Source organism: Shewanella sp. Shew256 (genome assembly GCF_002196695.1).
GTDB lineage: Bacteria > Pseudomonadota > Gammaproteobacteria > Enterobacterales > Shewanellaceae > Shewanella > Shewanella mangrovisoli.
Map to the genome: position 1 here is coordinate 40,949 of NZ_NAJR01000016.1, position 14,058 is coordinate 55,006.

Below are 14,058 nucleotides of genomic sequence, written 5' to 3' on the forward strand. Positions count from 1 at the left end.
TAAATTAGTGCTGTTTTTTTTCGAGATAGCAGATATGAATATTCAAATTAGTTTAATTATTATGCATTTTCTGGATAGGTCATTGGCCCACAAATGGAGCTAATAAGTAAAGCTACTAAATGATTTCTGTCCCAAAGTTACTTAGAATTGCCGTTGTGGTGTTGGGGGTTGTTTTGGTGAGCTTGCTCTCTGTACAAAGAAAAGAGGCTGACGTTCCAGCCTGTTTTAACTATCCACACTGTAATTGTATATTTAGCTCTTAACGCTTGGTTTAAGTCACATTCCCTTTCGCCTGAAGATATTGAATTAAAGGCGCATAATCGCCGGCATCAGCTTGGCGTAAGCTCGCAATGTACTCACCCCGCTCTTGGCTTTGTTTATCCAAATCTGTATTGGACCAAACTAAAGGCTTTTGTTTGAGTAGTACCATTCGTATGTAGTCCGTCATCACTCGCGAGTGACGTCCGTTGCCGTTAGGAAAAGGATGAATTTTAACTAACCTGTGCTGTATCCGAGCCGAGAGTTCTAGGCTGTCATAGTGTTCAAACTCAATCCAGCATTTGATGTCTTCCAGTAAGTTGTATAAATCTGGCCGGATATTCAGCGGATCGACACCAATGTTCAACTCTCGGTGACGGTAGCTGCCGGCCCATTCCCACACATCACCAAGCAAACGTTGATGCAACTCTTCCACAAACGCCATAGAAAGAATGTCATCCATGCTGGTTTTAGGCGTCGTGGATAACCAACTCAACCCTTGTAGTATGTTGGCATTTTCAAGCTCATTAAGCTCTTCGCGAGTCGTGATGTGATCAAATTTCAGCCCGGCAACATCATCGGCATTTAGTTGGGTTGCACCCTCTGGTTCAACAAACAGACTCATTGGTATTTCTCCTGCAAACTGACTTTCCACAAATCTCGGGTGCTGCCCGTTTTAATTTCATTGGCTAATTGAACCAGCGCTTGCTGTTGTTGCTCTGAGGTTAACTGCTGTGCTTCTAAAAACATCGATTGGTGGCTCATGGCCAAACGCTGCTTGGCCAACTCCATAGCGCGCGCTTCTATCATGTCATCAATCGACTGACGCGGAACAATCGCATAAACCAGTTCGGCATCGAGCCCGGTCGCCAGTTGTTTAAGTTGTTTGAGTGTGATGGTTTCATCAGCTTCTTTACGCTCCAATATGGAGACCTGATTACGAGAGAGATTAAGACGTTCACCTAATTGCGCGCCCGACATCCCCAAGGCCTCACGGATACTGCGCACCCAACCATTTTTCGGCGGTTTAGGCACAGATAAACCGAGTAAAGCGCTGATTTTTGCTTTGACTTGCTTGAGTGCAACGGCATAGACACCGGATTTTTTCATAATTTTGTATCTCAAATTAAATACACTACAGTGATAATGGTATCTAATTTCGCATACATTATAAAGATTGTTGTATCTATTTTTTAATACGCGGCAAGGGGGAGTGTATCGATTATAAAATACATTACTTATTTGGCTATCTGTTTACTGGACAATGGTCGTGTCAAATTCATCTTGGAAGTGCAAACGTCTTCGGCAGCGCTAGAATGGGAAGTGAACGGTTTAGGTTGATTTAGAATGGGGATTGTTTCGGGAAAGTACACAATCCAGACTTTTGCTCTGAATGATTTCTGTCCAAACAGCGCCTGAGAGACGCTGGCTTAGGTAGGGACGTAAACGTTTTAGAAATGGCGCGTACTCTGATCGTTGCCATTTAAGTATGAAACTTTAATACTCAGTATGAGGAACTATATTCTACTCACGCAGCTGAGCACTAAATGAATGAAGCTAAGTGACGGCAGAGCCCCACGGCTTTCCGCGTCGTCACGCACTGACATGACGATCTCCACTGGCGCTTTCCAGAAAATGATTTCGCCGTCCTCTTCCTGCATCGCACATGTCGCGCCGGTTGGCCAATCGATGTCAGTTATTAACGCTGATAAAGCCTTGGTTGTCCCGGTGATCCCAGGCATAAACAAAGGCTGGTCAAGTTGAATAAAAGATGTTGCTACGTCCATGATTTCCTTGCTGATAACGTCAAATAGGTGTTGAGCTAACCCGTATTGGGTGATGTTGATAGGATTTAGCCAGTAAGCGGCTAATGCCCTTGGCCAGTTTTATTTCCCCTAAGCCCATAGCCTGCCAATAAAGGCAGTCAAGCGCCCCTAAGCAAAGCGCGATTATATAGATCTCTTGTGACCGCTCAATGGCACGAGTTAACTCTGATTTGCTCTCGCTAAAGTGCCGACGTAAATGAACACGGATGGGACGCTGTTGGCGTAAGCCCATAACATTTTCGTCATCGCCGGTGATTTTTTTGGCTGCTTTCTTACTGGCCATACATCCTGCCTAACTGTGCTTTTGGGTGAGCAGTGACAATATGGTGCGCCTGATTGATTCAGTCTCACCAAATGTCGTTGGAATTGGGCAACGCAGAAGGGACTGCGCTGCCTCGGGGTGTTGCTGGATATTATCTGCGTTAATCTCAAATATGTTGATGGCTAATCGCAGTGAGTGTGGGAGCTCACCCAGATTGTGAGTCTCAATAATCTGGGCTAGCTGGTTTTGTTCACTAGCTGCCAACAACGCTTGAGCGATTTCCATGTCAGCCATAAACAATTAATTCCCTGCCATCTGAAGCAGCTGCTGTGGCGATGGCGGTACTTTGCCTTCGTCTTGGTATTCGCTACGAATTTGCTTAATGCGGAGCAACACCTCTGCTCTTGGGATGTCCATTTTGAACTCTTCAGGAATGCGCAGCGTCATACTGCTATCTATGACGAGGTATCCCATGTCAAAGTAGAGCTGTCCCAGTTCTTGAGCCGCCGAGCTTAAATCCGCTTGGTTAACCGATTCCTTTGACCATTGCTGAAACATCTCACCTAAATCTGCTACTACGATTTTGGATTGAGTATTGGTTTGTTCGGCGCTTACACCCGTGCCAAAGAAGCTCATGCCAAATTTCATCACGCCAAATAGCAGCACTAGGCCTGCCATCACCATGATCATTTTGACGGGGGACAAGCCCTGCGGAGCCGCGGGTGTCGCTGGCGTTGGCTCAGCGACGGATTGTGCAACCTCAGCGGGAGCGGCTTGCTCTGGCTCAGCCAGAGCGCCGATAGTCGGTTCCAATTTTTCAGAATTTACGTTTTCGGTTGTCATTGCTTAACCCTTATATTTGAGACTAACACCGCGTTGAACAATGAGGTCAACACCTTCAATGCCGCCGTGCATTTCCAGATACGGCCTGGCTTCGTCGGCTAACTGCAGGTAGAAGTCAGCAATCTTATCGAATGCGGTACTTGAGCCACCAGCAAGTGAGCTGGTCGCCGTGTTTTTGAAATAGGTGCCGTCATAAACCACATCACCAGACACTCGATTGGTCGCGGCTTGTGTGAGGGTTTGGGCGCCAGTGCCATAGATGCCTGCCCAGAAGGATTGCTTCACCACTTCACCGTAGAGTGTTACTAACTTGGCTGGGATACCGCTATGACCGTCTTGACCTTGCACTGCGGCAATGAACGGCTGTTCAATCGCACGACCTCTCTGGTCGATACAGCTGATACTCTCAGCGCGGATTTCGACACGACGGGTACTGGCACTACCACGGGCCGCGCCAATCACTGTGCAACCCACTAGATCGATAGTGAAACCGTTAGGCATCACCCCAACGTCTACGATTTTTAATAACACTGGAGCTGGGTTTGATTGCGCCGATGAACTGGTAGGTACATGTTGACCCGTAAGCAAGACGGTTGGTATTACTGTGCCAGCTGACAACCATGTCTCAGGCTCTTTTTCAGTTTTCTTGATAGAACCTGTGTTCTCTTGAGAAATCGCTTGTTTTGCTTTGGCTGCGACTTGGTTTTTGGCTGTTGACGCATTACCAACATTTGCTTCATCACCTGTGGCAGCGGCCTTACCTAAACTCACGTCACCACGGTTCATGGTTAAAGTCTTTGACGCTGGCGGGGTCATGGCGACATTCGACTTAAGGCTTGCCATTGGGTCTAGGCTAAACTCGGTACTTGGCAATGAAGGTGCTTGCTGGGCGATATTTTCTGGTCGAGCTCCTTTCGCGCTCACACTGTCTCGAGCTGTTGCGGCATTTTTGCTTTGTTGTTCAACCAGCATTTGCATTTGATGCGCGATGGTCTCGAGGCGTTTTTGTGATTCAAGCTGAGACATTTGCAGGGTATCGACCTGTTGCTGAATTCGCTTTTCACTAGCTTTTTGCTCGGTGTACTGTGCATCAATCGCTTTTTCACGCTCTTGAATTTTCTTTCGCATAGCTATGAGCTGGCCGGAAGTCTGGGTGGACTCCAAGCGCTCGCTCCCCATGGTACTCATAAACATAGGCTTCGCTCTGGCTGGGATTGAGCTGACAGGGGTTTTCGGCGCTGAAGGGAAAATGGCTTCAGCCACAAGATAAGCAGGTATTGCCAATATCACGATTAACGCGATAGTGCGCTGATTCGATGGAAGCGCAAGCCACTTGGTTTTTAAATCCTGTAACGCTTGCATGTTAACCTCCTACACGACTACGACGTGGAACTTTCATTTGGCGCTCGAAGTAGCTGCGGTCACGCAGAATGTACACTTCGGTGCTTTCCCTTGGGCCTAATGTCGCTTTATCTAACACACCAACGGCCATCACATCTTCACGACCTGGCCCCATGCAGGCCTCGTCGCGGAATGAACGTAAGCCATTGACATCGTTTCTGACCTCCATGATGTCAACGACCAATTTGGAGCCAATTAAGCGTTGTTTCACTTCATGGTAAAGGGGGAGCATTTGGCGAATATCGCACGGGTAACGCACTTCCGCCGGAATGGTGTCACCTTCAAGCAGTTCGTAACCTGCCGGAACTTCGGCTTTAGCCACAACTTCCAGTAATGTCATTACATCGTCAACATGGCTGTCAGCGACGGGTTGGTTATTAGTAATACGCTCACGCTCTGCTTGTTTTGCCGATTCCAGCTCCTTAGCTTCGTTCTCGCTGTAGATAGACACGGCTTGCAAAGCTGCATTGCGTTGACTCGCGTTATAGCTAACGGTTAACTCCACGAGCACTGGCGGGACGTTTAATGGCACCAAGTAGAGTGATACTGCGGTCTCTGGTGCGCCATCTTCTTCAACTATCAAGTCAATCGCGCCAGCGTTAACGCCAGGTGTGACGTACACAAAACCTTGCTCACCGTAAACCAGCGCCGCATCACTCGGTACTGACGTGGTTATTTTGGCGTTTTTGAAAGAGGTCGCGATTCGGTTAGTGGTTGACAGCGAAATTGGCAATGTCGTTGTGCCACCGGCTTTCAATGCAATCACTTGATGGCTTTTGTACTGCTTGCGTAAGTAGTCCATTGAGTCATCACGACGGCTAATGACTTCTCCGGCATTGGCAGGGGAGATCGCCGTCGGATTAACAGGGCTCGCGCCGCCGTAAGTGGGGACTTGTTGATGATCTGCTTGTTGCATCGGTTGCTGCGATGGCGGCTGGGTCACTGGCTGTTGATAGAGCACTTGTTCATTGGGCGAAACCGATAATGCAGTTTGGGTACCAATTTCTTTGCTCGTATCGATGGACAGAGGTTGATTCGCATAAGGGCTGTTTAATTCAGCCTGTAGCTTTTCTTCTGCTTGATTGAAATCAGTACCCAAAACAGGTACTCGTTGCGGATTCACCGATTCAGTCGGTAACGAATAAATGTCATCGTCAGCCGCAAAAGCAGGAGCGATCATTAATGAAAGAAGGATTGCAGTTGAAAGGGGTCTTTTATTCATAGGTCTCACCGTGACTCGATTTTAATCACACTGTCTTTATCCAAGGCCGTTGTTGCGTTTTTACCTTGGAGAATTTCACGCTCACGTTGAGCAGGGTTAACAGCAGCTGGATATTGTTGAATATCCAGAATCATGGGATTGCCGTTTCGGATCCCGATTTTTAATTCAAAGGTGTACGCAGTAGTATCAGCTGCGCCTGTTTTTAATGAGATTGTGGTTTGTTCACCCACAACCCATACGTAATCTGTGACAGATGAATAAATCGCGTCAGACGGGACAAACTTCTGACTAACACCCCTAAGCGCCATTTCTTCGATAGCTGCGGCCATCGTCGCTTCCGCTTCATCGGGGTTAAGTTCTAACGGGATCATCTTGGTCACCCTGTCGATGACGAACTTAGCATTCTTGGGGGTGATGTTGCCGATAATGGTTGCAATCATCAGGCCCCATTGGATTTTGAATTCTTGAGTCACGCTATTGCCGTTCATGACAATCGGCTCTTTAAAGTCGTTTGGCATGACAATGACTTCGGTCTGCTTGGTCATCACCATGAACAGCAAAAGTACCACGCTAATGCTTAGTGCCAGATTAGAACGACCTATGTTTTTGTTAGAGATATTGAGATTGTCGTAACTCTCTTTAATCTTCGATTTCCAAAGCATGTTGACCTCTTACTTAATTAATCGACGAATGGCTGGTGACATGAGGGTTTCCGGCCCTTTGGAAATCCACAAACCGTTTACCCATAACAGATGCTTTAATACGCCACGCCCAAACTTTTTAAACAGTGTTTCTACTACGGCCATGCTGGTAATTGCCGCGATAATGCCTAAGTTGATGTGACCTGATGCAAGACCAAAAACCATCACAATCACCGCCAGCTTGATTGAGTCCCAGTGGATAGTTCCAACTTTGATAGCGCCGTTACAACGCTTAGGAAATCTCGCTTCACTCATGTCTCACCCCTTGAAAAAAAAGGGTGCATATAAGATTGCACCCTTCCTTGATACCGCAAAAATTGTCGCTATTAGTGAACTAGGCCAGCTTTCAGCGCTTCTACGGTTACAGTTAAACTGCCGTCGATAGTTGTAGGCGCGTTAGCCAGTACCAGAATTATGACTACAGATGCTAAGAAACCAATTAGGTTTGGTTTAATCATTGAGAATGCGATAGTGCCTAAAATCGACAAACCCATGATTGCCTTAGCAGGCGCACCCGTCATTAAACCCTTTACCTCGTCCCACATTTGGTCGAAGAATGTGTGTAGGGTCGCGCCAGATGCTGATACCGCACTTGCTTCTCCAGCAAACAGCAATGAGCAAGCTACCGCGACAACGATAAGTGCGAAAAACGCTCTTACGGCAACAGGGGCTTCTTTAAACTGCTGGATCAGTCCTTTCTTTTCGGTTTTAGCGCTTTGGTTCATTGTGGATCTCCGTTAAATGTGACGGTCAAATTTTAACTGTTTGCTTGTTACTGTCAACACGTTATTTGTATGGCGCGTGCTATCTATATTAAAGATGACACACGGAAGAGGGGGTTACATGTTCTTCGCGCTGTTAGCCAAGGTGGTTTTCAACAACCAACCGATAATGACTGCGGCGAATAGTGGAAATAGCGGGAATATCTCATTGGAGATTAACGCAGGGGTAATGCAGTAAAGCTCTAACAGAATTGCGACCAATATCCCTGACCAGAGCGCTACCCTGAAGTAACCCGTCGAAGGCGCCGTAAACTCATGCTGCTTAATTTTCCGCTGCATCAATCCGTCAACCGCTGACGCGGCTATCAAACCAATGGCCATCCAGAACCAGAAAATCAGCAGGGATACTCTCAGTAAACACTGATACCAAATGGTTTTGATGTTTTGAGCAATCCGTGTAAGCGGTGTACGCCACAACTGGTCCCCCTTTAAGCCAGTGTCTTGGTGATACTGGTCGATGAACGCGGCTAAACCAGATTCCACCATCGTCGCTTCGTACCAACTCTTCGCCCTGAACACCACAACCTTTGTCGCCTCAGTGCTAATGGCCTTTTCGATATTTGAGATTTCCTTTCGTAACATCTCGTTATGCTCTTGGGGCTGCATGAAAATCAGTACATAAATACTGATTAATGCCCCAGCCGCTAAAATCAACCTGCCGTGCAGGGTCTTACTCTCAACTACATCGTCCATAATCAACACTCACTACAGTAAAATCGGAATACGACATTGATAGGTCTTACCGTTGGCCAGACGTGCGACGTACTGCAACTTAGGTAATTCCGACATCAATGAAAGAGGGTACGCTGGCTTGTCAGCTTCCATAATCCGCTCACCCACCGAGCCCGAGAAGTTATGGAGCTTACTGGTCGAATCGGTGTTAGAGCTTAACTGCCATTGCTTTGACTTAATTGGATACTCCGGGAGTAGCGCCGCAAATCGCTCCCTGGTGATATCATCTCGAGCTCGCAGACAGAACCAGTTAGCGGTTAAAGACAGGACCCGGCTCGCTACTGCTTCACCGGCTTTATCAATCAAATCGGGAACACCCTGCGTAGATAGGTGCAATTCAAAGCCTGCACCACGACCCATCGCTGCTAAGTTAATTAGGCCGTCGGAGAGTGCAGAGTGGATTTCGTCACCAAACACCGACACACGCACCCCTTTTCCGCCTTCGTAGTTGTAACGTGAAGCAGCTGCCGCGCAGGTATCCTCCATAATGAGTTTCGATGTAGCTGCTGAAATTGCAGGATTACCCGATGAATCGGTGGCGATGTACAACACGCCGCCCGTATCAATGAATTTCTTGATGTCGATAATAGGACGCTCGTCTTCCGTATCATTCGGGTCAGGGCTTAACATCTTGTCCAGCGGCGCAGCGGTTAACTGGGTTAACATCGGCTTGGTGGTCGCTAACATCTTACTTTGGTGAGATTGGTCGTGCGTTAAGAAACCAATAAAACTCGATACCGCGTCTTCACCTTTGTCGTCAGGGATTAACACCTGTTGGTAGCGCATGATTAAACCCTGTAGCAAACTGCCGCGGCCTTCCTCGGCAATTTGGGTCGCCATGTTCGCGTACCAATCTGGCCCGTAATGCATAGTCATAATCTTGCTTAAGGCTGCTAGGGCTAATTCGCTTTTGCGGTTTAGCATGTAATCAGCGACCATCTTGATTGATGGTCGCTTACCGATAAAACGTAATGCTTCAGCCGTGACGTAGAATGAGTCCCAGGCATAGGAGCGAAAACCCTCAGAGCTTCCTGAACCTTTTTCTAGGACGTTAGCTAAGCGCGATGCAATCTCGGTCGTCACTGTAAAGTTCACCAGTGGGTCGATACGCACCGACTGACTTGGCTCAGCAATGTTGAAGTAATAAAACGGGACGCCTAAACGCTTCGCTTCTGCGCGTAATCTGTTCTTCCAGTTTGGATCGTTCTTAGGGTCTAACACTAATACAGAGTTACCACGGTAAAGGGCGCCAACACTGTTAAGCGTTAACATCGTTGTTTTACCCGCACCTGGTAATCCGGTGTAGAAACTGTGAGACCAGAATAGCGACGCATCCAGCCACAAATCCTGCTCGTCACCACACCCCTGAATCCACGGCCGACCTTCTAATTTCTCGGTATCTGCTTCGACTTTCTTCAGTGCTCTTCGCACTGCCCAAGGCAAGAAACCCTTAGCGTGTTCTGGGCGTTTACCCACCAGCTGATAAGCTCGGTTTGCTTCGGTGATCGTCCACTCAAAGCCGCGACCAAAGAAGGCCTTATCCCTCTGGGTTTTGCTCAGCTCCCACAAAGCGCTAGATTCAATGAGGTATTGATAGTTATATACCAACTTAATCTGGCGACGTATTTGCGGTAAGGCTTCTTTTAAGCGCTTAACCGACATACCTGCTGTGGCCGCTATAACCGAAACTGCGACCATCGATACATCGTGTCCACTTACCCCGTGGTATACCCACGAGCCTGCCGTGAACAAGGAGGCTCCAGCCCAAGCATAACTGGATTGGATTTCATAAATCGGCCTATACATGTTCTCCATGAATAAGCCGTTAGTCTCGATGCTTTTACTCATGCTCTATTCCCACTGTCTCAAATACCATCCATGCAACTTGGTTACTGTCTGTCGCAATTGAGGCGTTGTCGCCTGCTGTGCGCTTGAGGCTAGTCGCCTCTTTTTTTGCTAACCCTACTTCTTGCTCGTAAGTGGTTAACGCGAAACTTTGGATTCGGATCACCCCAGGGCGGAGGTCTATACCGGACTTGCCTGCGCGAGCCATCGCCCAACCAATGAACACTTGCAACTCAGGCGGGTACTTGCTCTTTTCCTTCGGAGACTTGTTACCCGTGGCGACTTTTAGCTGTGAAAGTGTCGATACCTGCTCGGCAGGAGGGGTAAAGCTCGCAGACGTGGTGGCGGGCTCAACGGCAGTTTCAATGGCCGCTTCAGCGACGGGGACGGTAGGTTCCATGTCAGTCGTTAACATCGATTGCTCTTCCGGCGTAAACCATGGCAGCTCATTCTCCGGCGTGGCCAAAGACATCTCCCGCGCGTACTCGGACAACGGTGGAAGTTCGTCAGTCATTAATGAAGATAAATCTTGCTCCGGGACTTCTGCCATTAGGCTATGACAGCTTGATTCTGGTGGTACTTCGTTAGGCATTAACGGAGATAATTCTTGCTCCGGGACTTCTGTCTTCGGGCCATCTATCACATCTTTGATAGACGACTCCTGCGTGGGCAGGCTATTCGGCTCTGTAATGACTTCGGTGGTTAGGGCTTTATTCTTTTGCTTTCTAGCTTTGCGTTCATCGGCCTTAGCTTGAAGCTCAGTCAGCATGTCACCCACTGGCTTGGCAAGAACGTCGGCTAGCTTCAGCTGGTAGAACTTTTGTTTGTTAACGACATGAATAACTTTACGCGGCGCTTTAGGGTCTGGAATAAGTAACTTGTTATCCATCAAATCCTTCAGCACGGCGCCCTCGGCAAAACCAAGCCCTCTCATTTGCTGGTCAATTTCTTCGAATAGGCTGGCATTCAATGTCAGCACGTCACCATCCAGCTTTGCTCGGTGTAGTGTGTTGTTAGCCGTTAACAGGTATTCGATTAAAAGCTCAATACAGGTCTTTTCCTTCGACACTTCTACAGGCATTTCTTGAGCTATTGGCTCAGTTATCTCTACTGCCGCCTCCGCTGGCTCACTGACTATCGGAGTGTCATTCATGTTCTTAAACACGATACCCTTGGTGTCTGGCGCCGGAGCTCTGGTATTGGATTGTTCTGGCTCTACCTGAGTTTCGACTTGCGATTTCTCTGGCGCTGGCTCACTTGGCGTTGTTGCTGGTGCTGGTGCTGGTGCCGGAGTGTTGGTGCTCGCTCGAGCTGATTGCTTCTTCGGTTTCTTTGTCTGAGCCTTACTTTGATTTGTTTGCGACCCATTCTGCTGTACCGGTGCTACCGCAGGAGTAGGGGTTGGCGCAGGAGCGGGTTGGGTTGGTGCAGCCGTGTTGTTAGCCGGAGTTTGCGGGTCTGGCTCACGGGTATCTGTCAGGGTGATTAGCCCCGTATCGGCGTAATGGATTAACAGCGAATCGTCACGGGTTAATGAGATTTTTCCATGAATGCCGCGTTGCGGAATATCCTCGCCATAAACGATGCCTGCCCATTTTGGCTTAACGACTTTGATTGGCCCTGCCGTCCATTCTGGATTCGTAACAGGGTGCAAGTGGCCACTGGTGTAATCCTCAAACAGCGGTTCAAATAGCTGACGCTCTACCAGCATCTCAAGCATTTTTCCGACTTGCATTGGGACGTTAAAGCCATCTTCCTTGAGCGATGACATCACCTTGTTGAAACTTGCTGGGTAAGACACGTACACATCTTCGGCGCCCAGGCACCAAATATCGGCTTTCTCTTCGTTTACCTTCCAGCCGCGACGCATCATTTGTAAGCGCTTAATAAACGCTGCTTCCAGTGGCATCTTGCGAGCACCGGTTAATCTGTCCCATTGCCACATCATGTCTTTGTGGACGGAACGCGCTTCGCCTTTTTTTAGACTGTCTCGCAGTGAGTTATTAACTTCGATACTGCCTGATAAGGTTTCATAGATGGCGACCTGAAGGTCATCTTGAGTGCCAAACAAATACTGCTTAGCTGCCTTGGTCAGTACCGTGTTGAGCATGGATGATGCAAGCCCAATGTGCTTGCCGTGACGGTCTGCATAGTTCCACGTCACTTGATAACGGGATACTTGGTTGCGCCCTGACCAATCATAGATATTTTCGAGTTGTGGGTTCCAGACTGAATCATCGGCCTGCACGGTCATATCATGCAGCGCTTTACCGATGTCATGCACTAACCCGATTACCCACGCCGCATATTGCCAACGGATTTTCTTTCCGTGCAATTCGTCGGTAAATTTGGTCTCTCTAATATCAACCGACGCCATGTGACGCAGGGAGAACAGAGCCACCTCAAGACTGTGACGTGCTAAACCACCAACAGCTGCGTGATGATGGTTTTCTGAGGCTGGGAGTAAGTGAGCGTAAGAAAGGAAATTCGCTACCACATCCCTAACCAATGTCTGTGCGTTATAGACTTGATTGTATTCAGATAGGTTGGCAGGATTGAACGTGTCACGGTGAATATCAGTCAAACCCAGTTCACGAATCGACATATCGATTAGGTCATTATTGGATTTAATGATTCTCGCTTGATTCACGACTGCTACACCGTCAGCTACGGGAGGGTAGAAAGTCTCTGCCAACTCTTCGCTGACCGCTTTAGTTTCAATCCCACCAAAAGCCATCCGTACCGCATTCTTATCTGGGGTTTTGCCATCCAGTAAGAAGGATCGAACAGCCAAACTAACTAGCTTGGCTATTTTCTTCATTATGCGTTCACTACCAGGTTTCCGGAATCCTGCTCAATTTCTTCAGCCCCTGAGTCGTCATTGGCTGACTGGTCATCTGGATTGTTGCGGGTGATGGTTTGCATGATTTTGTTGTAAGCGTCTAACGAATAAATTCCGCCCTTACGGTCAGCTGAATCTGTAGCTACAGTTCTCATGCGACCAAAGAAACGAGTCATGGTGTTCATCGCAATGCCGCGACTATTGTTGCTGACTGACTCAGAAATCACGCCAGCTAACCAGAGGTTTTCAATAGCTGCGATAGATTCATCAATCTGGGAAATTACGTCGATTACACGCCAGTAGATTGGGTGCTCGATTTGGAACGTCACTCTGAACGATTCTGGTGTCACCACGTCAAAATCGGCATTGTTGCCAAGCGAGGTAGACAACTCATTGTTGTGGATTGTGTTGAGAAGGGTGCTGCGACGAACAGCTTCTTCTTGCTCAGCTACAAACCACGCATCTAAACGGTCACGGATTTCTTTGTTGTTAGACGTCAACACAAATAGACCAGCGATACGGGCAATGCTGTATTTGATATTCTGCTGACGAGCATCATTGCTAAACAGCTGCTGGATGGCGCTGCTCTTGAAATCCATTTCCTTCAGAATGAATTTACGCTGCTGAACTTGACGAACTGCAGATGGTTTCTGAGTACGCTTTGATGCAACTTGTGGGTTCTCGTTGGTCTGACTCATATAATCCTCCTAGGATTGTTTTCGCTCTATGCGACGTAGTTTGACTTTTGCTTCATGTAGACACTCAAGGGTTTCTCTCAACGGAGCCAATCGATTCTCTGTGTCTTCAATCATTCGCGCCTCCCACTCTGGGGATTTGCGGGTTAACTGGTCTAAGGTGTATCCGCGCTGGGTCGGTTTAACGTCATCGCCCCAAGACTTGCTGATGTTTCCAACTCGCCCTGGTCGATACCTCGTCCAGACCAAATACACCTTTTCGTTTTTTACAACGACCCGGGGGGCCATCTCACCGCCACTAAACTTCCCACCGTCATCACTGCGCAACTGACGGTTTGAAGATCTCCATTTCAGCCAGTAATCATCGACAATGACCTTTGCCTGAAACTGAGCGGCTTCAATCAACCCCTCTAGGCTTCTGATGGTATTCACCAACTGGAACCCTAATGCGGGTACGGGCTTCCCGTTCTCAGAGCTACCCGAAGTACCTGAGTAGTCATTCATTCATTTACCTACTGTTTGTTCGTCTTCAGTAATCCGTTTTCGGCCTACGGGGACAACTCATGCAGAAACCCAGTTCGTTGGCGAACTCGTGTCGCTCACTAATCGTCATTCTGCCAGTTGAGTTTGGGATAAATCCCAGGTGCCT

Annotated in this window: 16 protein-coding genes; all 16 read right to left on the reverse strand. The window is 48.1% G+C overall.

Annotation, left to right across the window (positions count from 1 at the left end; all coding sequences use genetic code 11):
- Positions 1-271 precede the first annotated feature (271 nt).
- Positions 272-883, reverse strand: a complete 612-nt coding sequence (locus tag B5P39_RS20880; RefSeq protein WP_011711581.1) for a mobile mystery protein B — start codon at positions 881-883, stop codon at positions 272-274.
- A complete protein-coding gene (locus B5P39_RS20885) occupies positions 880-1,368 on the reverse strand; it encodes a mobile mystery protein A (protein WP_011711582.1) in 489 nt (162 codons plus the stop codon). The genes B5P39_RS20880 and B5P39_RS20885 overlap by 4 nt, the downstream gene beginning before the upstream one ends.
- 407 nt (positions 1,369-1,775) lie before the next feature.
- Positions 1,776-2,045: a hypothetical protein gene (locus B5P39_RS20890; RefSeq protein WP_037426904.1), complete on the reverse strand. Its 270-nt coding sequence runs from the start codon at positions 2,043-2,045 to the stop codon at positions 1,776-1,778.
- Between the two features lie 19 nt (positions 2,046-2,064).
- Positions 2,065-2,367, reverse strand: a complete 303-nt coding sequence (locus B5P39_RS20895) for a hypothetical protein (RefSeq protein WP_011711591.1) — start codon at positions 2,365-2,367, stop codon at positions 2,065-2,067.
- A 9-nt stretch (positions 2,368-2,376) separates the two neighbouring features.
- The gene (locus B5P39_RS20900) at positions 2,377-2,640 is read right to left on the reverse strand and encodes a hypothetical protein (protein WP_037426906.1); all 264 of its coding nucleotides are present in this window, start codon (positions 2,638-2,640) and stop codon (positions 2,377-2,379) included.
- 6 nt (positions 2,641-2,646) lie between these two features.
- Positions 2,647-3,189 (reverse strand): hypothetical protein, encoded by a 543-nt coding sequence (locus tag B5P39_RS20905; protein ID WP_011711593.1) that lies wholly within the window; start codon positions 3,187-3,189, stop codon positions 2,647-2,649.
- Positions 3,190-3,192: 3 nt separating this feature from the next.
- Positions 3,193-4,551, reverse strand: a complete 1,359-nt coding sequence (locus tag B5P39_RS20910; protein ID WP_011711594.1) for a TraB/VirB10 family protein — start codon at positions 4,549-4,551, stop codon at positions 3,193-3,195.
- A 1-nt stretch (position 4,552) separates the two neighbouring features.
- A complete protein-coding gene (locus B5P39_RS20915; protein WP_041413324.1) occupies positions 4,553-5,812 on the reverse strand; it encodes a type-F conjugative transfer system secretin TraK in 1,260 nt (419 codons plus the stop codon).
- A gap of 5 nt (positions 5,813-5,817) precedes the next feature.
- Positions 5,818-6,474: a TraE/TraK family type IV conjugative transfer system protein gene (locus tag B5P39_RS20920; protein WP_011711596.1), complete on the reverse strand. Its 657-nt coding sequence runs from the start codon at positions 6,472-6,474 to the stop codon at positions 5,818-5,820.
- Positions 6,475-6,483: 9 nt separating this feature from the next.
- Positions 6,484-6,768, reverse strand: coding sequence for a type IV conjugative transfer system protein TraL (locus tag B5P39_RS20925; RefSeq protein WP_011711597.1), 285 nt, complete (start codon positions 6,766-6,768; stop codon positions 6,484-6,486).
- A 71-nt stretch (positions 6,769-6,839) separates the two neighbouring features.
- Entirely contained in the window at positions 6,840-7,238 is a 399-nt protein-coding gene (locus B5P39_RS20930) for a hypothetical protein (protein ID WP_083848304.1), read from the reverse strand.
- 114 nt (positions 7,239-7,352) lie between these two features.
- The gene (locus tag B5P39_RS20935) at positions 7,353-7,988 is read right to left on the reverse strand and encodes a DUF4400 domain-containing protein (RefSeq protein ID WP_011711599.1); all 636 of its coding nucleotides are present in this window, start codon (positions 7,986-7,988) and stop codon (positions 7,353-7,355) included.
- Positions 7,989-8,000: 12 nt separating this feature from the next.
- Positions 8,001-9,875, reverse strand: coding sequence for a conjugative transfer system coupling protein TraD (gene traD / locus B5P39_RS20940; RefSeq protein WP_011711600.1), 1,875 nt, complete (start codon positions 9,873-9,875; stop codon positions 8,001-8,003).
- The gene (gene mobH / locus B5P39_RS20945) at positions 9,868-12,693 is read right to left on the reverse strand and encodes a MobH family relaxase (protein WP_011711601.1); all 2,826 of its coding nucleotides are present in this window, start codon (positions 12,691-12,693) and stop codon (positions 9,868-9,870) included. The genes traD and mobH overlap by 8 nt, the downstream gene beginning before the upstream one ends.
- Positions 12,693-13,412 carry a hypothetical protein gene (locus B5P39_RS20950; protein WP_011711602.1) on the reverse strand — a complete coding sequence of 240 codons (720 nt, stop codon included), beginning with the start codon at positions 13,410-13,412 and terminating at the stop codon, positions 12,693-12,695. The genes mobH and B5P39_RS20950 overlap by 1 nt, the downstream gene beginning before the upstream one ends.
- 9 nt (positions 13,413-13,421) lie before the next feature.
- Positions 13,422-13,913, reverse strand: coding sequence for a conjugative transfer protein MobI(A/C) (gene mobI, locus B5P39_RS20955; RefSeq protein ID WP_083848305.1), 492 nt, complete (start codon positions 13,911-13,913; stop codon positions 13,422-13,424).
- Between the last annotated feature and the right edge of the window lie 145 nt (positions 13,914-14,058).